This window comes from Viridibacillus sp. FSL R5-0888, assembly GCF_038009105.1.
Lineage (GTDB): Bacteria > Bacillota > Bacilli > Bacillales_A > Planococcaceae > Viridibacillus > Viridibacillus arenosi.
On sequence record NZ_JBBPAU010000001.1, the window covers coordinates 2,877,645 to 2,899,109 of the forward strand.

The window sequence follows — 21,465 nt, forward strand, 5'->3', positions numbered from 1 at the left end:
AGATAATGGATATTAACAATTATATGACTCCAACTGAAGCTGCTTATCGTTGGGGCATATCTTATAACACCTTACAAGAACGATTTAAAGATAGTAGACGAAATGAAGAAGAAATACAGGCATTTATTAATGAAGGTCTATTAAAGTATTTCGTTAAACCTGAAGGAAAACGTGGCGAATGGATAATTTCAACCACAGCTATGGAGAAGTGGTATGGTGAGGAACTCTTTTTAGGATAATTAATTTAAGGCTTTACGAGTCTGTGCAATTTCGAACTGTTTACTATGCAATTCTAAAGAGTTTAGGGATTAATTCGTTCTTGAACTTATGAAGATATTATGTTGTACATGATTTAATTTTGGCTGAAAGCTATCTTATCAACATATTGTTATAGATGGTTCATGATATAACACAAAAAAGGACAAACCTCAATTTGGTTTGTCTTTTTCTCTAAAAATTTTGTGACCCCATCGAACGACTTGTTAAGCCTGTCGGAATTTGATTGTGTTTGATAGCCTTGATATCAAAGGCATTCGCCAAAACAGCATTGCATTAATTGGTCAACCCGGTGTTGGTAAAACGCATTTGTTGATGGCAGTGGCTAACAACTCGATGAAAGCGTCTATGGTATCAATAGTTACCCAAACTTTTTTTAACTCTTATTTTTTCTATTAGCGAATAAGAAAGCATATCCCTCGATTTGTAATGGTTCTTATTTAGATAGTAACGGATAAAATTGTTCGAAAAATGTATTATCTACCGTTCGAATATACGCCGTACTTCCGATGACGCCCATTTGATTCCGCATTTCTGCATATTTATTATCATATAAAATAAACGTCATGATTTCATCGTTTTCATCACTTCTGAAGACAAGTTTGTAATGTTTTTCCGTTTCTTTTATGTCTAGCACAGCAGCTCTAACTTCCATTTGTAATAATTGTTCTAAAAATTGCTGTACTTGCTGTTTATCCCTTGTTTCAAATAAATCCAATGTTGGATACTCCACTAGTAACATGTAATCTAGCGATTGTTCGTCTATAATTCCAGTGTTGAATGTTGAATCTGTGACTTCATACAATGACTTGGTTAGGAATGTGGCATATAATTCACGACTAATATACGCTATGAGCAATACTAAACCAAGACCAACGATTATTTTTTTCACACGAATTCCTCTTTCTGCTTTTTTCTTAACTAAGAGCAAGCGGTTCTTCTTTTATCACAGAAAATTATTAAACAAACTCTATCAATAGTATTTTTGGTTATAGATAGTCAAATATCAACAATGTCATTAAATGGAGCCAATAAAAAAAGAAGAAATGTAATTGAAATAAGACAACAATCTTTGAAGTTATATTACTCTATTACTCATAATGATTAACTCACCATGGCTTCCCATGATTCTATCCCCTTCATCAACAAATCCACATTTTAGATATAAGCTTTGAGCGGCAATATTCTTTACATTTACAGCCAAAACAACCTCTGTTATTTCCGGAAAATTCATTTTCACAAACCTTGGTAGTTCTAATAATGACTGTTTCGCATAGCCTCTTCCTTGGTAGCGATAATCTGTAGAAAATGTTCTAAGTAATATAGCTTTTTGATTATTAGAATAAGGCGTGACCCCTTCATTCATATGTAGAACAAAGTACGACACTATTTCTTCATCATCTAAAACTAAAATCGGATAACGATCCTCATCACTTTTTGCTACGAAGATAGATTCTACTGGTGATCCTGTAAATTGTAATTGTTCATCAGTTAATTGATAACACTCAATTTGTGACATATATCTATCGCTATATCTTTCTAAATAAACGCTCATCTCTACCCCTCCCAATCAAATAGTAACAATAATTGGTATATATTTCTATAAACAAAATCTCTATCTTTGTATGACTATTTTCTTTTTTACTAGTTCATAACAAAAAAAGACCTTTCATATTATCGATTAATCGATAATTGAAAGGTCTTTTTCTACTAATGAAACTTCCCTGTAACTCTAAAGCCGATTTCAGCAACTAAAGTAGCTAATAAGAATGTTCCAGTATAAACAACTAAAGAAATAACAACGATTCTCCAACCAAGCTGTTTAAACTCTTTCAAGTCTTTACCGAAAGACAAACCAGCATAAGCTAGGATTGGTGTTGCTAATGCCATGAAATTAATTTGACTTGTTGCTTTTACAATTGTTTCATTTCCCGGAAAAATTGGTGAAGTCACTAACAAGGCAAGAAATGAAACCCAAATAACTACTGGCAATTTAATTGGTAATATTTTTTCAATTGCAAAACCACAAACCGTAATTGCAACAATAATAAGCATACCAGGTAAGGCATCAATAGGTGATACATCATAGCCTACCCAGTTTCCTATAATTGCAATTGCACCGATGATAATAAATGTATATATTTTATCTAACATGAATGTCCGTTCCCCCACTTCTAAAGAACTTAAGCTTTGTTTTCAGCTTTTCTAGATCTTCTACCCAAAATTGGTTCCAATTTTCTGTATAGGTAATTAGTAACCGGTAGTGAAAAGAAGATACATACATAAGTTCCAACAATTGTTGTAATTAAGTTTGCAGCACCAGCAAATAGCGCAATATCATTAGCGGATTCTGGGAATATAATAGCAAGTGCACCAGTCATTGCAGCCATCATACTTCCTGAACCTACACCGGCACCCATTGCTAGTGAAATTGGATGGAACCAGCCAGAATTAGCTAGAACACTAGCTAAAATCGTTAAATAAATGGCACCAAATAATGTACCACACACATAAACACCTAATGCTCCACGACCTTCAGGAGAATCAGCACCATATTTTTCAGCAATAATTGCAAGGTTTGGTTCACGGTCAATTGAGAAGGTAGCACCTACCGCTTCACGTTTCATCCCCATTAACAATGCAATTGGTAAACCAAACACGATTGTCCCAAAGAAATGCCCTACTTCTTGTAGAGTTAACGACAATCCAGCATCCATTAGTTGTGGCAATGAAGGTCCCATCAAAGTTCCAAGTTTAGCCACGAATAACATAAATGAAATACCTAAAATGTTAGCTGCGATATTCATATCTTTTTCGCTTAACAACTTCAATTTAGGTAAACTAATAACTGCACCGATTATTAATGCATAAAGCATAGGGAAAAGTGCAACTACTCCAATACCAATGTCAAAGTTCTTAATCCCAATAAATTCAGCTACAACTACAAGTGCTAATACGATTAACTGTATTTTCCAACTTAATAATTTTTTCAAGTTATCCACCTCTATTTCTCTTTTATCACCTTTGAATCTCCACTACTGATAGCCACCGATGCTAATTCTTTCAATGTTTGACAAGCAGCTGTTGCATCTAGATTTCTTTTTACTGTTGTTTTAGCAGATTCATTTATTTGAAAGCCGATAGATCCAATAAACGATAGTACTCCTAAAATAGTGTTTTTCTTGTAGTTAACCAGTTATACTTGTGTATTGGTCAAAAACAAATAAAACATTATAATATTTGTTGTTCAAATATCTCCCTGGAATATTTAATACACGGTTAGCTGTGCCTATTATTAACACTTTCGCTACTTTTCCTTGTTCGACTCAAACTGTTTAGTAATAATCTAAGCTTCTACTAAACTATCTTCCTCCGAAGGATTCTCCATATTAAGACAAATTTCGCAATTTACCCATAACTGTTTTCACCTATGTAAAAATTTCTTCACCTAACACTTCTAATATTGAACGAATTTTCTCTCATTTTTGAATATTATCACCTAACATAATAGTAAGTGTACCGTTATCTGCACCAGCAGTTTCGCCAATAGTCTGACAATAATAAACCTAATTCATCAGCTGGTATTGCCAAATCGATTGCAGTTTCTGCATCTGTTGTACTCATATCAATAATAATGGAACCTTTTTTCCAAATTTTAAAAACTCCATTTTCCCCTATGTATGATTGACGTACAATATCAGTCGTAGATACTGAAGATACCACAATATTCACTATTTCGGCAATGCTTTTTAAAGTTTCAGAGAGAAAAAAACCTATTTTATGTATTAAAAGAACACTTGATTGTTCGGTTAGTAGACCAAATCACTTTAGCCTACTTTTACAACTTTTTTTGGATACTCCCTTTCTCGTTGTGCTTCAGCGTGAAGTGTAGCTACTTCGTTTTTCAAATCAATAATATTCCTCAATTTTATTTTATCGGTATATAGTTATAGCAGTACCTCTCTGAATACTCTCATTCATTTGAACATATATTTAAATTCGGTTCTTAATTACTTCATGAATGATAGAACTAGTACCTGCCAAAAATAAGTAACATTGGCTTATAAAGATTGTAAATAATGTGTTTTCTACTACCACATCAATTATATTAATTTCCTCAACAATATACCTCCCTTCATCAAAAGATAAAAGGAGGTTTTCACTTCACTAATCAACCGTTATCTTTTTACGATTAACAAATAACGACACTAACCCATATATTGTACCTATCAGAGAAATCCCTGAGATCACTAGATAGTAATGTTGACCTGTTAGAGAGTTATATAGGAAGCCACCTGCATATGATGAGACGATACTTGATATTCCGAAGAATAATAGTGCCAAAACCGTTTGCCCTGTCGCTCTCCACTCTACCGGTACAATACGATATAAATACTGAATCGCTGCTGTATAAAAAATTGGGAAAGTAAGCATTTGTAGTAATTGTACAAGTGCTAACATTTGCGGGTCTGTAATCCACGCTGATACAAAGAATCGTACAAAAAAGAAAAATGCTGCTATCGTTATTATTAGTAGTTCTTTTCCACTACGAAGCCACCAAAAGCTAAGAGCAAAGATGATAATTTCACTTGCCGCAGAGATGAAAAATGCTTGTCCAACTAGTTTTGTACTTCCACCTAATGACAGAATATGTACGCCTAAAAACGTTTCATTCATACGAGCAGGTACCGAACAGATAAATACTAATAATAAAAACGATAATGTTTGTTTATTACTTAAAAAACTCTTCAAACCTGCAATGGTAACTGGTTTAGAAGAAGTTGGAGCATCGGGCATTTTCCATATAATAAGGAATCCAATAATCCCTAATATAACAAAAAGGATACCGACACTGTTATTGCCAAAGTAAGACATAATATATCCGGTAACAAGTGCTAATACCGCATAACCTAATGCTCCATATGTACGAATTGAACCGTAACTAATTTTTGCTGCTTCTGCTACTGTAAAATTCAAACTTTCCATTAACGGGTCGATCGGCATTAAGAAGAAGTAGACGAACATCGCAAATACGACTAATAGCAAGAATCCATCAACGCTAAACAAGAAATAGCCAAATAAACTAGCTAAAAATAATAACAATAATAATATTTTTCTAATCGTCTTCGTCTTATCACTGATGAATCCCCATAATGGCTGCGTAAATATTGTTACAAATCCACCCGTACCTACCACAAGCCCTATCTCACTTGGCGATAAACCTCTCTCACCTAGATAAACTGGTAAAAACGGAACAAATAGCGCAAGCATTCCAAAGAACAAAAAGTTAAATACTTTTAGTCTATGATGTAATTGCATATTTAACATCCTTTCAAATTAAATCTTTGTTTTACTAGGTATTTGAGGCTTATCACTATCGTTCAAAAGATAGGTTCCTTTTACCGAGAAAAGCTATCATATCATATTTATAGTCACGAAGTTATACCTTTTTAAACATTTTTATACAAAAATAGAAAAACTCCTAATCTACAAATTAGGAGTCACAACTTATTTTCAACTTTATAAAGATAATGCACCATATCGCCATTGTAATATTGCTTAATAAACTCTTCTTCAATGTGCATGCCAATTCTCATAGCTACTTTTTGAGAAGCAATATTATCATCTTTTATTATTGAATATACTTCTGGAGCTTTTAAAATATTAAAAGCATATTTTCTACAAGCATCTGCCATTTCAGTTGCATACCCTTTATTCCAAAAATCATGTTTAAATAAATAACCAATTTCTAACACTTCTCTATTTCCAACTTGTTGCATAGTTAATCCAGCTTGTCCAATCACTGTATCTGTTCCTTTTAATAAAATCGCCCATAATCCAAATCCATTTTCTTGATATCTTGATTGCTGTCTAACCAGCCAATTTTGAGTATCTTGATCATTAAATGTATGTTCATATGCATACATGACTCTCTCATCTTGTAAAATATCCGCTAAATCTTGAAAATCATTTTGTACTAGTTCCCTCGCATATAATCTTTCGGTTTCAAGAATAAAAGCTTTATTTTCCAGTCGATTTCTCCTTAATTTCATTCATGTGCTAAGCGTTTTTTTATTACAGTATAGTCTCAAATTGCATACTCTTATTGCAATGCCCGTTTGACTGACTCAATTGCATGAATATTAGTAGTATCAAACAAAGGTATCTTAGTATCCTGTTGTTTTATGAGTAGACCTACTTCTGTACAGCCCAAAATAATGCCTTTTGCTCCTTCTTGGACAAGTCGATCGATGATATCTAAATACTTTTTCTTTGAGGATTCTTTTAAAATCCCTAAACATAATTCATCATATATAATTTGATGGACAATAGCCCGTTCTTCTTCTTCTGGTACAATGACCTGAATATTATATGTCTCCACACGTGACTTATAAAAATCCTGTTCCATCGTAAATTTGGTACCAAGTAGACCAACTTTTTGAATACTATTTGCTTTAATCTGAATTGCAGTTGTATCTGCAATATGTAAAATTGGTATTTGAATCTTTTCTTCTATCAAATCAATGACTTTATGCATTGTATTCGTACATATAACAATAAAGTCAGCTCCTACCTTCTCTAAAGAGATTGCTGCATTTGCTAAAACAAGCCCCGCACTTTTCCAATCCCCTATTGATTGATACCTCTCTATTTCCTCAAAATCAACACTAAATAATATACATTTCGCTGAATGTAAACCACCTAATTGATTCTTTACTTCTTCATTAATGAGCCTATAATATTCTGCTGACGATTCCCAACTCATGCCGCCTATTAATCCAATGATTTTCATATATTACCTCTCTCTCTTTAAGCTATTATTAATCAAGAAATAAAATAAAAGAAGATTGCTCTGCTAAGCATCTACTTTAAATTTTATTACTTTTTTTATCAAAATTACGATAGATCTTCATTTGCATACTTGACCAGTCTTTCATTAAATCTGCTTCCTTCTTGATTTTCCAAGCATTGAAAATGGTTTGTCCTTGTTTATTGAAAAATAGGTTATTGCCAACATAGTACGATGCATGTTGGATTACTTCGTCTATATCGACCCATGCGACTACATCACCCGCAATTAGCGTTTCATCCTGTTCATACACCGTATAGCCAAGCTGCTCCAATCCATTTAAAAAGGCTTGCTGGTGGACCCATTCTTGCAATAACCATTCACTTTCTTTATCACATACTGCATATAATGCAGCCGCTAAACAATTGGCACCTGCAGTTGTCGCATATGTATTAGCATAAGGCATTAAATGCGGCGGTAGATCTTCTGGCACTTCTTCGCAAGCACCATCCTCCCACCACTCAGCAACTTTTTTAATTATCATTTTCTTATTGCTTTGAGACATGCCTTCCCACATACTACGTTGTAAAACAACTAAGTCATCTATTATGTAAGCTTCAGGCACTACCGTTAAATCTGCAATAAAGGTTTTTGGCAGCACCATACCTCGTTCTATTTTAACTTGACACTGTAACAAGAACGTCCTAATTTCTTCAGCCACCCCAACAATCCAGTCTGGTTGTGCCACAATCACGTGTGATGCATTTTTTATGTTCCAATATTCATAGCTATTCATTAATTCAATTTGTGTATATGACGTATGATTGAAAAATTCTGTTGATGGCATAATAAGTACATTTCGCAAATGTCCTAGGAGTTTCTCAGTATCACCTTCTGCTATAAAGAATAAGTCTTTTTTAGGTACATAATCTTCAACCCACTGCTGTAAAATTTCATTTGAAGGTACAATAATCAATTTTTTCTCTCCTTTTTTGACCTTTTAATTAAGAGCTGCAATTTAATACATTTACAAGTATCTGTTCTTCAAAGTTGCTTTTTAAAGTTAGTATCAATGATAAACGTTCATATACCTTTATTTCTCCAATTTTAGAGAATTTTTTTTTCATAGAAATTTACGGTTGGGAAATTTTTAGAACCCGTTGTCACGATTATTGTTTTGATACCTTCTATATTGCATTCAATGAAATCCAATAACATCTTGACAATGCCTTTTCTAAAATATTTAGGGTGTACTATTAATCGATGAATATCCATTTAAGTCATCTATTATGCATGTATTAGGTACTACCGTTAAATCTGCAATAAAGATTTTTGGCAACACCATACGAGAAAAGCGCCCTTTAAACAGGGCGCTTCATTTTTATCTAATGACTAATATTAGCAGTTGGGTATAACGTTGTTCCTCCAATTGAAACCTTTATTTCATTTGTTAATGGAACGTTTTGTTCATTAATAATTGTTCTCCACCATTCCCATGCAAGACCAGTACATTCTCTCGCTACGACTTTTACATTTTTTGAATTCGGTGGAAGCGGTATAACGGTAGAGTAATGAGCCGTTTTGTCTTTGCCGCTTCCATCCCATGTTTTATGTGTTAGTACTTCTTTCCCGTTTTCATCATATGAGAATTCATCCCAAGATACATCAAATTGAGCAACATATGCACCGTAATGATCAAGCGTCATTTTAGCACTTGAATATTCTGTAGTTGTAGTCTCAATATAATCTGTATTGTTATGAACGGCAGCCGTTGCATTATCTTTTAAGAAAGTGCTTGTATATGAAATTGGGTATGCTGGATTTTTAAGACTTAATTCCGCATTATCTTTAATGATATTTCGGATTTCATCAAAATCTTTTGTAACAACCTTGTTATGCTCTTTCGCATCTCCGCCTAATACTACAGCAGTAAAGGTACTTTCTTCAAAAATATCTTTATACTGTCCACTCGTTTCGACGCTATTATTCTTAAGTAAAGCTTTAAAGGCAGCTTGTACATCTTTGCTCTTAGACGTTGTTTCTAATTTCACATAAATTGTTCTACCATACGCTACATTTGACACCATAACAGGCGGGGCCACATTACTTACCCCTTTACGAGTTAACTCATCAAAAGTAACACTATTATCAAAAAGATCGGATGGATTGTTAGGTAGTTCAGCACTTACGGTATAAAATATTTGCTTATATGCCGCAACCATCACTTTTTTCTCTCCATTTGCAACCGCATTAAAATCAATGTTCAGCCCATTATCAAGATATTTAGCGTTAACATTAAGAGCACTTGCGATTTGTGATTTACTATACACCATAGATTCTGTATACTGCATTCTTGCAGGTAACGAATGTGTTGATGCATACTTTTCATTCCAAGTAGATACTAAATCATCTACTGCTCCAGCCACATTGCCGTATGTCGGATTTTGGACAGTTACTGTATTTTCTTTTCTCATGCCAGGTAAGTCTATACTAATAATCAAAGGTTTTCTCTTAGCCACTAATAAACTAGGCTGATTATCTGCAAAAGCTTTATTTGCAAGTTGTACGGCTCCTGGATAAGTGCGATTAGCCACAGAATCAATAATCGAAATATCGACTGGTGAAGTTGTAAGTGATTTTTTCTCACGTTCAACAACTACAAATTTACCATTTGAATTGATACTTTCTTTCGGAACAAAACTCTCTACTTTATCACCATTTACTGCTAAAACCTCTTGATTATTGTACTTTAGATTCGCTATTCCAGTATCAATACCACTAGGATTTTTTGTTGCATCAGCTGAATTATCTGTTAGTGTTTCCGCGGAGGAAATAAATGAATAATTAATAGTGCATAAACTAACTAATAAACATGCTAGTAATTTTATTCCTTTAGCATTTTTTATTATTCCCAAAAAAACCAACTCCTTCCTTAAAAATTATATCATCATATTTAGATTTTTGTATATTGATGAATTTTTTTCACGTACTCAAATTAGATAGTTTTTAAGCTACTTTCATGCACCCGGTCTTTTTTACTTCTTAACATTTTTATGCCTATATCATCATTTTGGGGGCTTCATCCCCCCTGGTCTATCATAGTAGTCAATAATTTCAGCCTCTACCTTGTACGAAGGGATTTGAATGTTCACGCAATTTTCAGATTAGTAATATCAATCTTTTTTATCATTACATTACCTCGTTTTATTATTTCTCTAATTCATACTTTTCTCACAATCGTCTCGCATTTTATCCATATAATCTAAATTACATGGATACAATTATAAGTCCTACCATTAAAACACCAATTCGATATAACATATAATACCATTTGTGCAAATTTCAATAAAAATGACTTACTATTCTCATTGAGAAATATATAGCCCATCAAAATCTAAAGTAGATGCTATGCCGTTTAGATAATAAGTCATATGTTGATCTGCTTCTTCAAAAGACATCCATTTAATTTGTTGTATCTCATCTGGAAAATTCACCACTATCTCCCCGCTATATGCTTTTACTTTAAACGTAAATAACAATGCATGATGATTCCGATCTTCAAAAAACTTTTCTCTTACATCGATGAGTGTACCCATTTCAACCTGTAGATTCGTTTCTTCATTTACTTCACGAATTAGTGCCTGCTCAAGTGTTTCGTTTTGTTCAACTGCACCACCTGGTAATGTCCATATCATATTTTCATTTTGTACCATTAATATTTCATCGGTTTCCTCTTTACAGATTGCGGCATATACAACATCTACTCTTTTCATTGATATTCCCCCTTATTCATCCTCAATTACTGTATTCACTTCAGTTTTCTTATAAATACGTCGATAATCTAATAATCTAGCTTCCCTTGAGCATCCATATGGATATTTGTAAATGGACTATCATCAGAAACGTACAGCCAATGCTTTCGATGAGTCAAAAACTTCAATACATTTTCCCTTTTTAATATCGCTTCTATTTGGAAATATAAATTTAGTTGAGATTCTTCATTTGACTGTACCTTAATATCATTCATTATTCTTGAGTCAAAATCGGATTTATTAGACAGCCCCTTTATTTTTTGGTTGTTTTACAAGTGAATAATTTATAATTTATTTCGCCGTTATCTATCAATCATTCTTATACAACTCATATCAAAAATTATGCCTCAATTTCTTTCGCTAAAGCCGTCAACTTGTTCATCGTTTTCCAATTACGTATTGTTACTGGAACACCAAGCTTTTGCACATTGATCGCCAGCTTGGAATTACGAATGCTTTTTCTTAATAAGAGATACACTTCACGGCCTTCAACTTGAAAGTCTTCATATTCGGTTCTAAAGGCACTCAGCCTTTCAATTTTTTCCTGTGAAGGAACTTCGAGTAGTAAAGCAACATAAAGACTCTCCCCTTCTGACGATGCTTCCGCAGCCATAATCGCTTCTTTCGAAAAAGGACATTCCTCAGTAATCCGTTCCAACTCGCTGAAAGTCCTTAAAACAACACTAATTGCAAACCCAAAAACCGCCTTAATTTCATGCTCAATGTGCTCGTGTATAAATTGTTCTTTCTCATCCGATTCGAAAAGGACATTGCCACTTTGTATATACGTTTTTACTCGTTTGAATCCCATTTTCTCAAACATTTGCTTTAGTTCCGCCATTTTAATCTTATTGTGGCCACCTACATTAATACCTCTTAAAAAAGCAATATAAATTGTCATCCCTATCCCCTTCTATCTTGCTTCAAAGTATAATTTGAACCATTCATTACTAATTAGTATATTCGCTAAATTAACTTGAAATAAATAATCTCAGGATCCCCATCATCTAAATTTTCAACGTAGCCACTACGTACAAATCCATTAAATTCAAACACCTTTTGCATATTGGTATTTGATTGGTTTGTTGAGGAAAATATTTTTTGAGTTGGTGCAATGTTTTCAAAAGAGCTGATTAAAGCTGTTGCATATCCCTTTCTTCTTGCCGACTTAGAAACAATGATTAACGATATAAAACTACATTCAAAAAAATTTGTATCAAATAGTAAAAACGCTTGAACTTCGTCTTCCTCTTTAATAATTAAGCAACGGCCTTCTCCTACGATTTTTTCGATATGTTTCCTTCTACTCATATTGCCTATGATTTCGCAATCGAGCTTTACTATTCCCTCTATATTTTCTAAATTTGCTGTGGTAACAGAGTTCAAGTAATCACTCCTTTTTGACAAGGTACATGACTGCAATGTTGCTTCTTATCACATTTATTTAAAAACTCATCAATTTGTTGAAAGTGATGTAAATCATGTACTATCAGACCTTTAAAATATGCAGTAACAGTTAATATACTTGTGCCTATATTCAATTCTTTATTAATTTCACTTGCAGGAATCTTTATTATCTCATTTACTAATTTTAATCTTGTCAGTATACATTTTTTAATACCTTCATCTTTAGATATATTCAGACTCTCTAACGCTGCAATTTGATTCATCTCTAGAACATTTGGGCTTTCTAATTCTTGTTTTAGATTTAGCAAGTAAGGTAATCTTTTTTCCATTACGAACTTGTCCCATGGCACTAAATGCCCTACAATTTCACAAACTGACCATTTACTTTCTGCAATAGGTGTAAGCCAACAATCATCAGTTAACCTTGTTAATTTCGCAATATACTGGATTGAATTTTCATAGTGGTTCAAAATCAATTTTTTTGATTCTATTGCACTCATCTCCATAAAAAATATTTCCATCTAAGTATTGCTGGAGCTCACAAAATGAATTGCCTCACCCAATATCATCGTAGCCAATTCATGATCATCAATGATATAAGGAATTTCAGATGGCTCTACCCATATACGTGCAATACCTTCATTTTCACGTAAAAATGGATAGCATTCTTTAACATTCATTCTGTAAAAAGATTGATAGCCTATCATTGGGTATTTACCACCCGGGACAAATGATTGGTTCTCGTCATGATTGACTTCAATTGCACCTAGGTATGTAATATCACCTTTAACATAAGCTTCTTCATACACTTCACGATGTATCGCTTCTTCAGTAGATTCGCCACTTTCAATATGACCACCTGGATAGCTAAATCCTCTGTCTTTAATTTTAGAAAGTAGCACTTTGTTATCTTGGAAACAGATTGCATGGACACTAGTTACGATGCACAACTCATCTAGTTGAAAATTTGGTTTCCATGTGAGTTTCACTCTATGACCGTTCCAATAAACTATAACTGTCTTCATAGGAGCCTCCTATATTATTGAGATACTATAACTCTTTAAAGTTTACCTAGGAATTCGGTTGGCAATTGTTTCTCTACAACTTTATTTTCAAGTATGACTTGATACGCTTTTGCTTTAGGTCTTGAGCTAACAATTTTAGCTATTTCGTCATCAATGTAATGTATCGCCACACCGTCATCAGCTGCTATGCCTGCTTTGATGAGTTGTGATTTAATTAAATGATGGTAAGATGGTCTTCTATCTTTTTCTCCATCATAATGTGGGCAATGACTTCCATTTAAAAATCCTAAACATTGAATTGGTTCAAGGCCATCTCCATACGAATCTGTAATGCTTTCTTCAAACCAGCAAATAGCTCCTGCACTAATACCAGCAAGAACAATACCCTTTTCCCATGCTTTTTTTAAGATTTTATCTAGACCCCATTCTCTCCATAGAACCAATAGGTTTTTTGTATTTCCTCCACCTACGTAAATAATATCTTGCTTTAATATGAAGTCTTCTAAATCTCTAGTTGGTGGATTAAACAAAGATAAATGAGTTGGTTTGCAATTTTGAGTTTTAAAAAAATCATAAAACCTTGCTATGTAATTGTCAGCATCACCACTTGCTGTAGGTATAAAGCAAATATTCGGATTATCCTCTTTCGACTGACTAAGAATATAAGAATCTAATAATGGGTTTTCAGGCTCCATTGAAAATCCGCCGCCCCCAAGTGCAATTATCTGTTTCATAGTTTTCATCCTCCTTTCAACTATTGTTAGTAACCTCTAGGGGTAGCAAATTTCATCCTGCACATTGAGAAACTTAATGTCGAATGTAGAATTTCATCATGAAGTTCCCACAGACTTTCTGCCGTTTTTAGTTCTACATTTCGTTTAGAAAGCGCTTCAATCAAATCGGTTATTTCCATACAGTTAATCGGAACTTGTTTCTTTTCGCTAACATAATATCCTGCATTTTCATCAAGTAAGTTAAATTCCATTGAATCAAATTCATATAAATATAGCTTTGTATCTCTCATTTTTTGTAGCCATTTGTTTTCAACAACTACTACATGATTGCTGGAGCTAGATGAAAGATATCGAGTTTTATCTTCTTTTGTTGTTTCTGCATTAATATGAAAACAAACACGGGGGCAATTCCTTGGCGTCAAGAAATTTGGTAGACATTTTTCATTAATTGCCCAAACGAGCCCTTTTGTCTGATCTAAATCCTGACGGGAAGGTATTCTAGGCTCAAAAACTCCGATACTTCTTTCTTCACTTACATGAAAAAGTCTCATATTAACCTCCATTAAATTTTAGTAAAAATATTCTATTTAGCCCTATTATTAGAATATCATAATATGGGGGTGAATGAGTTGGGATATGATGCCCAGTCGAAAAAAGTAAAAATTTCTACAGATCGCGAGATTAGAATTCCTGAAGAGTTTTATGAAGAATTTTCATTAATTGATGAGGTTCAAATTTCTAAGGTGAATGGTGCACTAATAATTACGCCCATTATTGATCCTGTTTTCGAGAAATATAAAACGCTCATTATGGAGCAACTGACAAAAGCAGGTTATACCGGTCAAGAGTTAACGGATAAGTTCAACGAGTTACGAAAGCAAGTACAAGTGAATGATGGATTTACTCTTTTTATGAACGTTAAGCCAGACTTTAAAAAGCAAGAATAAGTAAAATCAGGTAGCTTTATTCATACAAGTTCCATTTTATCGCTTATTTCATCAAAAAAACGTAGCAAGATAGGTATGTTTTCTATCCTATCTTGCTACGTTTTTACTTGGTTTTGTTAGTACCTACCCTCGACTTCATACGACTAAAGTATTACAAACAGGTTGCTACTAATTAAAAAAATATCAACTGAATGCAAATAGTAAAGACTAAACCATTTTGGCTTAGTCTTTTTCATTATCTACTATTAACTTTTTAGTTAAATGTATTAATAATTATATTTCCTCACATTTCATATACCCAGGAAACGGAGGTAGAACAGAGGATAACAACTTTTTAGAAACAGGATTTGCTAATTGTTCAAGCTGCTCCATATCATCTAGCCTTTCAACAATCTCGCCTTGATGCATCACAACTAAACAGTCAGCTATGTAATTGACCGCCTGTAAATCATGAGAAATAAAAAGATATGAAAGTTGAAATTCTTCCTTTAATTGTGCCAAAAGATTTAATATCTGTATTTGAACGAGGGCATCTAATGCACTTACAGCCTCATCAAGTATGATTAACTTTGGTTTAAGGGCAATTGCTCTAGCAATATTGATTCTTTGTAGCTGCCCTCCGCTGAACTGAGAAGGGTATTTATGTATGTCTTCCCGCCTTAACCCGACCTTCTTCAAAAGCTCCAGCACTTGCTTTTCCTCTTCTGCCGACGAGAGCCTTTTGTAATTTCTTAATGGCTCAGCAATACTTTCACCTATAGTAAGTCTTGGATTAACCGCACTATAACAATCCTGAAAGACCACTTGGAGATTTTGGCGTAACTCTTTTAATTCTTTTGAGTTCAAATTATGTAGATTCTTCCCTAAAAAACAGACTTCTCCCTGATCCGGCTTTTCAAGTCCTAAAATAATCTTTCCTAATGTACTTTTGCCTGACCCGCTTTCTCCGACAATTCCTAAGCAAACTCCCTGTTCCAAAGTAAGTGAGATATCCTTAACCGCTTCTATCGATCTACGTTTCTCAAAAACCGAGTTCTTGAGAAAGAATGATTTTTTTATATTTTTCAATACTAGTAAACTCATTCTTCAATTACCTACACTTTCATGTATCTTTACACAGCGTACAAAATGATCTTTTTCATACTCTCTATACTCAAGATTGTAACTTGTACACGAATGATTTGCTTCTTCACACCTATCTAGAAATGGACATTTTTTATCGTTATTTTTTGAATATGTACTTAAAGGGCTAACACTTTGTATCTTTTTTCGTGTTAATCCAAGCCTTGACTCTAACAAGACTCGAGTATATGGGTGCATTGGTTGATTGAATAACTTCAACACTGGTGCCTTCTCAACGATATAGCCACCATACATCACAGCTACTTCATCGGCCAATTGAGCAATCACCCCTAAATCGTGGGTTACTAATAAAATACCTGTATTATATTCTTTCTTTAACTTATCCAATTGTTTCAAAACTTGAAGTTGATTTGTCGCATCTAAGGCAGTAGTCGGTTCATCTGCAATGAGGATAGATGGTTTTAAAGACATGGTAATCGCAATCATTACTCGTTGCAGCATTCCACCACTTAACTGAAATGGATATTGCTTTAATACTGCCTTTGGATTAGGAAGGTCCGTTTTTTCAAGATATTCTACAGCTACTTTTCTCGCTAGTCGCTTTGTAATAGGTAAATGCGTTCTAATTGTTTCAATAAAATGACTTTCAATTGTTCTTACAGGATTAAAGGCGATCATAGGATTTTGCATGATCATAGCAATATCATTTCCCCGTACTTTCCTAATGTCTTCTGCTGAACATTCTAAAAGGTTTTGATTTCTATAATTAATACTTCCAAACTCAACTTTTACATTTTCAGGTAAAAGTCTTAATAAAGACATACACGTTAACGTTTTCCCTGATCCACTTTCTCCAACAATACCTAACACTTTCCCGGACTGGAGCGCAAAATTAACATCACGTACCGGATGAACCACTTCAAGAGGTGTTGAAACAGATATATTCAAATTATTTACAGTCAAAATCGGTTGATGCCTCATTCTACGCCCCCTCCAGCCCTTTTCATGTCTAAAGCATCTTTCAAAGCTTCACCAAACAAATTAAAGGCAATAACTACAATGAAGATCATTATCCCAGGGTACAACATCAAGGAAGGATAATTTCTAAAAAATGACTTACTATCATTAATCATCATGCCCCACTCTGCCTCTGGTGGTTGAATTCCAAGACCTAAAAATGAAAGACTAGAAATAGCTAAAATAACTCCTCCAATGTCCATAAAAACTAAAACAACAACTTGAGAAATGATAGCGGGTAAAATATGTTTCATTATAATAACAAACTTTGGTGTACCGCATATTTTGGCTGCTACTATATAGTTTTGTTCCCTAACACTGAGTACCATTCCTCGAATGACACGAGCATAAAAAACCCATTGAACAAGAACCATTGCTAAGATCAAATTAAAAAGACCTGGTCCCAAAATCCCTACTAATGCCAATGAAAGCAGAAAACTTGGGAATGCCATTAGAATGTCACAGATTCTCATAAATAGATAATCTACCTTACCACCTATAAAGCCCGCAATTATGCCAAGTGGAACACTAATAATCATCATGAATCCCATAACAAGGATAGCTGTACCCAGAGAGGTCTGAGTTCCAAAGATTAATCGCGATAATATACATCTCCCTAGATGATCCGTTCCTAAGGGAAACTGAGATGAAGGACCATGTAGTTTTTGAGCGATATCAACAAGGTTTGGGTCATTAGGAGCCAAAAAAGAAGCAAAGAGTGCAACCCCAATCATACCTAAAATAATGATACTACTAATTATCATGAGCTTATGATTTAGTAGCGTTCGTTGCATCTTTATATTTAATTTCATTTCCCTTCCTCCAATCGTATACGTGGATCCAGGAAGGAATAAGTAACATCCACAAGGAGATTACAGAACACGAAAATTACACTCATAAACAATACACAGCCCTGAATCATAGGATAATCCTGATTTAAAATAGAGGAGACGAACAATTGTCCCATGCCTGGCCAAGCGAAAATCGTTTCAACAATTACTGCTCCGCCTAACATATTCCCAAAACTCATACCAAGTGCGGTTACTACAGGTAGGATGGATTTTTTTAAAACATGCCTACTAATAATTTGCCTTTGCCGCAAACCTCTCGCTCTAGCATATACAACAAACGGCTCATTCAAATTTTCTAGCATACTAGCTCGAAGTAATCGTATATACGTGCCGATATAGCCAAAAGCGAGTGTTAAGGAAGGAAGGACTAAATGAGCTAGTGTCCCCCTACCCAAAACAGGGAAAAAGTCTAACTTTACGGATAAAAAATAAATCAAGAGAAAACCAAACCAAAATGTAGGCATTGAAACACTAACAAAAGCTATTATTCTACTAAATTGATCTATCCATTTTCCTTTGTAGATAGCCGAAAGCACTCCAATTGGTAAGCTAATAACTACAATAAAGAAAAGCGCAGTAACTGTTAGCTGAATTGTAGGTACTAGATGCAACAAAATTTCGTCCGAGACTGCATTTTTGGACAGATAAGAGATCCCCAAATCCAGTTGAATCACCTTTACCAACCAATCAAAATACTGAATATATAAAGGGTTATCTAATCCGAGTTCGAGTCGCAAGTCAGTCACAGCCACGTCGGTTGGGGGAATATTCGACAATCTTAAATAAGCTACTGCTGGGTCTCCAGGAATTAAGTGCAATAAAATAAAAGTAATAATGGAGATTCCTAATAATATTGGAATTAGACTTGAGAGACGTTTAACTATAAACCAACTCATGTAGCACTCCTTAAGTTATTATTAATAATTCTTGCTTCATTTAACATCAATTGTAGTTAAAGGTACCTCAGCTTCTTGAGGTAAAAAATCTAATCCGCTAATATTCTTGTGATATACAGCTACATTTGATTGGTACGATATCGGTAAGTATACTGCTTGATCATGTAATGTTGATAAAATATCTGTATACATCATTTTTCTTTCTTTTTCATCTGTAGTTAAAAGTACTTTTTTAATCTTCTCGTCTATTTCCTTCTTTTCTGGTAATCCCAATAATGCAGTATAATCTGGACCACCATTTTCCGAATCTGTAGTAATTGAGGCTAAATAAGAATGCGGGTCAAAAGGTACGGCCCATGTTGATGTAAATAATATATCGTAATTACCTTGGAATGCAGTTGTCCAGAAAGTATTCGTTTCCTGACTAGTTAACTTAATATCAATTCCTAGTTTTCTAAAATCACCTTGTACAAATTCAGCAATCGACTTTTGGATGTTATCAGTACTATTAAATAAGAATTCCAGTTGCAGCTCTTTTCCATCTTTTTCTCTAAATGCTTTACCCTCTACTTTTTTCCAGCCTGCTTCATCTAATAACTGTTCTGCTTTCGCAATATCATAGTCATATGGATTTATATCAATCTTTGTGTAATCCAATACAGGTGGGAACAGTGTATCTGCCTTTTTTTCCATACCATAAAAAATATTATCGATTACTGCCTGTTTATTGAAAGCATAATTGAGTGCTAAACGCACTTTATGATCTTTAGTTGCTTCTTTGTTTGTGTTAAATAGTAACGTTCTTGTAGCAGTAGGCTCTGATAATTTAGTTTCATATTTCCCTGAATCCTTTAAAAACTGGAAAGAATCCTGACTAATGACTCCATTACCAAAAATAAAATCAAGTTCGTTTTTCTCAAAAGCTAATACTCTAGATTCTCCGTCTGTAATGACTTTGACAACTACCTTTTCTACTTTAGGTTTAGTACCCCAATACTTTTCATTTCTTTTAAAAACCGCATACTCATTCTTCTTATATTCGCTAAGTACCCACGGACCTGTACCAATCTGAGATTTAAGTCCATCTTTAAATGTGTCTTGGCTGTCAGGAAAAGCAGCTTCTCCAACAAACCTCAAAGGTCTTATGTAAGTTAATTCTTGAAGCGTTGGATAATAAGAATTGTTCAATGTAAGTTTAAAAGTATATTCATCCAATGCTTCTGTGTTTTTGATTTGGTTGATTAACTCTACCCATTCATGTTGTTTGCGATTATCTAAAATTGTATCGAAGTTTTTCTTTACAATTGCTGCATTAAACTTCGAACCATCAGAAAACTCAACATCTTTTCTCAGATGGAATACATATTCTTTGCCATCTTTCGAAATATCCCAGCTTTCTGCTAACCAAGGTTGAATTCCCCCTCCCTTCCCGTAGTAAACAAGTGATTCATATACCATAGCTTGGGAGAAAAACTCATTTGGAAAATATGTATGTGGATTTAAGTCGCCTATATCTCCAGTCATGGAAAATGTAACAACTTTTGATTGATCTTTAACAGACGCATTATCTTGTTCTTTTGCTTTGTTACTACACCCAGTAATAAAACTCGCGAAAATTACTAGTAGAACAAGAAAATTCCGTAGTATCTTACTTTGTTTAATAAACATGTTTAATCACCTTCATTTTTAGAATTTAAACTATTAAAAATACTGAAATACAAAAAAAGCATTCCTAACCCAATTAAAAAGGTTAGAAATGCTCATAGTTTTAGATCAAATTTATCTCCTAGCACTCCAACACCTCCCTATCTCCCGTAGGTTAACAGCATTTTTAGAACAGGCAGGTCTTCTGACTTAGGTTCATCGCTCCAATGCGTCTTCCCGGATATTCCAGTGACTTATTTGCATGAGGCTCACCCTTACAGCGGCGGGACCATGTCGGATTTTCACCGACTTCCCTATTAAGTATTCGCTATTAAACGAACACACCTATTCCAATACTATATGTAATTTTTTTGTGGAAATAAAAAAAGTTTTCCTAATATAAAGTATATTCGTTATTACTACTTAAAGCTATATCAATTTAAAGACTTAATTTTATACAAAAGTTTTACCACAAAAATTTGCACGTTTTTTTTTATATCGTTGCTGGTTGTAAACGTTACATTGCCTTACACCTAAAGTGAAAAATTCCAAATTTATGCTTAACAATAAAAAATAACCTGATTATAAATAACTGGTTCGCTTTTAGAGTACTAAAACTAATTAGAGTATCAATTTTGGATTCAAAAGTGACACGATAACGTATAGCGAATAAACGAAGTGCCGATTTCTATTAAAGTGAAATTAGCACTTCGTTTATTTTATCATTTCAATTCAAATAAAATTGAAAAATTAAGTAACTCAAATTTAAAGATAGAGATTGTCCAAAATGCAAATCATTCCTTGGATATTGAAGAATTCGATACAACAAATTCAATATTAGCTTTATCAAGGGTAGTGGAAAAACTTCAGGAAGCATTAAAGACAATTCAGTGCAATAATGAGATTATCAAAAGATAACCAATTTAGGTCTAATTTAATCGCTAAAACAGATGATAAAGAGGTGCTAATTGCACCCCTTTTTT

At 33.9% G+C, this 21,465-nt stretch carries 26 protein-coding genes, 1 pseudogene and 1 riboswitch; of the genes and pseudogenes, 4 read left to right on the forward strand and 23 right to left on the reverse strand.

What is annotated here, in order from left to right; all coding sequences use genetic code 11:
* Nucleotides 1-5 precede the first annotated feature (5 nt).
* Nucleotides 6-239 carry a helix-turn-helix domain-containing protein gene (locus tag MKY02_RS14355; RefSeq protein ID WP_412104700.1) on the forward strand — a complete coding sequence of 78 codons (234 nt, stop codon included), beginning with the start codon at nucleotides 6-8 and terminating at the stop codon, nucleotides 237-239.
* A gap of 265 nt (nucleotides 240-504) precedes the next feature.
* The gene (locus MKY02_RS14360) at nucleotides 505-675 is read left to right on the forward strand and encodes an AAA family ATPase (RefSeq protein ID WP_412104701.1); all 171 of its coding nucleotides are present in this window, start codon (nucleotides 505-507) and stop codon (nucleotides 673-675) included.
* Between the two features lie 37 nt (nucleotides 676-712).
* On the opposite strand, the gene MKY02_RS14365 is transcribed toward MKY02_RS14360, so the two are convergent.
* The 18 genes from MKY02_RS14365 to MKY02_RS14450 form a co-directional block, all read right to left on the reverse strand.
* Nucleotides 713-1,168: a hypothetical protein gene (locus MKY02_RS14365; protein WP_076065123.1), complete on the reverse strand. Its 456-nt coding sequence runs from the start codon at nucleotides 1,166-1,168 to the stop codon at nucleotides 713-715.
* A gap of 186 nt (nucleotides 1,169-1,354) precedes the next feature.
* Nucleotides 1,355-1,831: a GNAT family N-acetyltransferase gene (locus tag MKY02_RS14370; protein ID WP_038190061.1), complete on the reverse strand. Its 477-nt coding sequence runs from the start codon at nucleotides 1,829-1,831 to the stop codon at nucleotides 1,355-1,357.
* 155 nt (nucleotides 1,832-1,986) lie between these two features.
* Nucleotides 1,987-2,430, reverse strand: coding sequence for a hypothetical protein (locus tag MKY02_RS14375; protein WP_038191098.1), 444 nt, complete (start codon nucleotides 2,428-2,430; stop codon nucleotides 1,987-1,989).
* 29 nt (nucleotides 2,431-2,459) lie between these two features.
* Nucleotides 2,460-3,269 (reverse strand): DUF3100 domain-containing protein, encoded by an 810-nt coding sequence (locus tag MKY02_RS14380; protein ID WP_038190064.1) that lies wholly within the window; start codon nucleotides 3,267-3,269, stop codon nucleotides 2,460-2,462.
* 529 nt (nucleotides 3,270-3,798) lie between these two features.
* Nucleotides 3,799-4,062 (reverse strand): NAD(P)-binding domain-containing protein, encoded by a 264-nt coding sequence (locus MKY02_RS14385; protein WP_081730147.1) that lies wholly within the window; start codon nucleotides 4,060-4,062, stop codon nucleotides 3,799-3,801.
* 381 nt (nucleotides 4,063-4,443) lie between these two features.
* Nucleotides 4,444-5,595: an MFS transporter gene (locus MKY02_RS14390; RefSeq protein ID WP_038190083.1), complete on the reverse strand. Its 1,152-nt coding sequence runs from the start codon at nucleotides 5,593-5,595 to the stop codon at nucleotides 4,444-4,446.
* A gap of 182 nt (nucleotides 5,596-5,777) precedes the next feature.
* A complete protein-coding gene (locus tag MKY02_RS14395) occupies nucleotides 5,778-6,329 on the reverse strand; it encodes a GNAT family N-acetyltransferase (RefSeq protein WP_051448837.1) in 552 nt (183 codons plus the stop codon).
* A gap of 50 nt (nucleotides 6,330-6,379) precedes the next feature.
* On the reverse strand, nucleotides 6,380-7,069 hold the full coding sequence (locus MKY02_RS14400; protein WP_038190088.1) for an aspartate/glutamate racemase family protein: 690 nt from the start codon (nucleotides 7,067-7,069) through the stop codon (nucleotides 6,380-6,382).
* Between the two features lie 76 nt (nucleotides 7,070-7,145).
* Nucleotides 7,146-8,042 (reverse strand): hypothetical protein, encoded by an 897-nt coding sequence (locus MKY02_RS14405; RefSeq protein WP_340709225.1) that lies wholly within the window; start codon nucleotides 8,040-8,042, stop codon nucleotides 7,146-7,148.
* Nucleotides 8,043-8,173: 131 nt separating this feature from the next.
* The gene (locus MKY02_RS14410; protein ID WP_340709226.1) at nucleotides 8,174-8,341 is read right to left on the reverse strand and encodes a GNAT family N-acetyltransferase; all 168 of its coding nucleotides are present in this window, start codon (nucleotides 8,339-8,341) and stop codon (nucleotides 8,174-8,176) included.
* A 110-nt stretch (nucleotides 8,342-8,451) separates the two neighbouring features.
* Complete coding sequence (locus MKY02_RS14415) at nucleotides 8,452-9,990, reverse strand: thiol-activated cytolysin family protein (RefSeq protein ID WP_038190104.1); 1,539 nt, start codon at nucleotides 9,988-9,990, stop codon at nucleotides 8,452-8,454.
* A gap of 441 nt (nucleotides 9,991-10,431) precedes the next feature.
* Nucleotides 10,432-10,839: an NUDIX hydrolase gene (locus MKY02_RS14420; protein ID WP_053417053.1), complete on the reverse strand. Its 408-nt coding sequence runs from the start codon at nucleotides 10,837-10,839 to the stop codon at nucleotides 10,432-10,434.
* A gap of 379 nt (nucleotides 10,840-11,218) precedes the next feature.
* Nucleotides 11,219-11,779 (reverse strand): DUF1697 domain-containing protein, encoded by a 561-nt coding sequence (locus MKY02_RS14425; RefSeq protein ID WP_038190114.1) that lies wholly within the window; start codon nucleotides 11,777-11,779, stop codon nucleotides 11,219-11,221.
* A gap of 65 nt (nucleotides 11,780-11,844) precedes the next feature.
* The gene (locus MKY02_RS14430) at nucleotides 11,845-12,264 is read right to left on the reverse strand and encodes a GNAT family N-acetyltransferase (protein ID WP_038190117.1); all 420 of its coding nucleotides are present in this window, start codon (nucleotides 12,262-12,264) and stop codon (nucleotides 11,845-11,847) included.
* The gene (locus MKY02_RS14435) at nucleotides 12,261-12,791 is read right to left on the reverse strand and encodes a DinB family protein (RefSeq protein WP_143691491.1); all 531 of its coding nucleotides are present in this window, start codon (nucleotides 12,789-12,791) and stop codon (nucleotides 12,261-12,263) included. The genes MKY02_RS14430 and MKY02_RS14435 overlap by 4 nt, the downstream gene beginning before the upstream one ends.
* A 15-nt stretch (nucleotides 12,792-12,806) precedes the next feature.
* On the reverse strand, nucleotides 12,807-13,310 hold the full coding sequence (locus MKY02_RS14440; RefSeq protein ID WP_038190120.1) for an NUDIX domain-containing protein: 504 nt from the start codon (nucleotides 13,308-13,310) through the stop codon (nucleotides 12,807-12,809).
* Between the two features lie 35 nt (nucleotides 13,311-13,345).
* The gene (locus tag MKY02_RS14445; RefSeq protein WP_340711427.1) at nucleotides 13,346-14,044 is read right to left on the reverse strand and encodes a Type 1 glutamine amidotransferase-like domain-containing protein; all 699 of its coding nucleotides are present in this window, start codon (nucleotides 14,042-14,044) and stop codon (nucleotides 13,346-13,348) included.
* A gap of 26 nt (nucleotides 14,045-14,070) precedes the next feature.
* Nucleotides 14,071-14,595 (reverse strand): DUF6886 family protein, encoded by a 525-nt coding sequence (locus MKY02_RS14450; RefSeq protein ID WP_038190126.1) that lies wholly within the window; start codon nucleotides 14,593-14,595, stop codon nucleotides 14,071-14,073.
* A gap of 78 nt (nucleotides 14,596-14,673) precedes the next feature.
* Between MKY02_RS14450 and MKY02_RS14455 the strand changes: the two genes are divergently transcribed.
* Nucleotides 14,674-14,991 (forward strand): hypothetical protein, encoded by a 318-nt coding sequence (locus MKY02_RS14455; RefSeq protein ID WP_038190129.1) that lies wholly within the window; start codon nucleotides 14,674-14,676, stop codon nucleotides 14,989-14,991.
* Between the two features lie 273 nt (nucleotides 14,992-15,264).
* On the opposite strand, the gene MKY02_RS14460 is transcribed toward MKY02_RS14455, so the two are convergent.
* The 5 genes from MKY02_RS14460 to nikA are packed head-to-tail and all read right to left on the reverse strand — an operon-like array spanning nucleotide 15,265 to nucleotide 20,506.
* Nucleotides 15,265-16,074, reverse strand: a complete 810-nt coding sequence (locus tag MKY02_RS14460; protein ID WP_038190133.1) for an ABC transporter ATP-binding protein — start codon at nucleotides 16,072-16,074, stop codon at nucleotides 15,265-15,267.
* 3 nt (nucleotides 16,075-16,077) lie between these two features.
* Nucleotides 16,078-17,055 (reverse strand): ABC transporter ATP-binding protein, encoded by a 978-nt coding sequence (locus MKY02_RS14465; protein WP_038190136.1) that lies wholly within the window; start codon nucleotides 17,053-17,055, stop codon nucleotides 16,078-16,080.
* Nucleotides 17,052-17,903, reverse strand: coding sequence for a nickel transporter permease (gene nikC, locus MKY02_RS14470; protein WP_038190151.1), 852 nt, complete (start codon nucleotides 17,901-17,903; stop codon nucleotides 17,052-17,054). The genes MKY02_RS14465 and nikC overlap by 4 nt, the downstream gene beginning before the upstream one ends.
* Nucleotides 17,900-18,838 carry a nickel ABC transporter permease gene (gene nikB / locus MKY02_RS14475; RefSeq protein WP_038190153.1) on the reverse strand — a complete coding sequence of 313 codons (939 nt, stop codon included), beginning with the start codon at nucleotides 18,836-18,838 and terminating at the stop codon, nucleotides 17,900-17,902. Before nikB ends, nikC begins: the two co-directional genes overlap by 4 nt.
* Before the next feature lie 36 nt (nucleotides 18,839-18,874).
* The gene (gene nikA, locus MKY02_RS14480; RefSeq protein WP_038190155.1) at nucleotides 18,875-20,506 is read right to left on the reverse strand and encodes a nickel ABC transporter substrate-binding protein; all 1,632 of its coding nucleotides are present in this window, start codon (nucleotides 20,504-20,506) and stop codon (nucleotides 18,875-18,877) included.
* A gap of 154 nt (nucleotides 20,507-20,660) precedes the next feature.
* Nucleotides 20,661-20,846, reverse strand: a riboswitch (cobalamin riboswitch).
* Between the two features lie 356 nt (nucleotides 20,847-21,202).
* Here nikA and MKY02_RS14485 point away from each other — a divergent pair.
* Nucleotides 21,203-21,400: pseudogene (locus MKY02_RS14485) on the forward strand (hypothetical protein); the annotation flags it as partial.
* Nucleotides 21,401-21,465 lie beyond the last annotated feature (65 nt).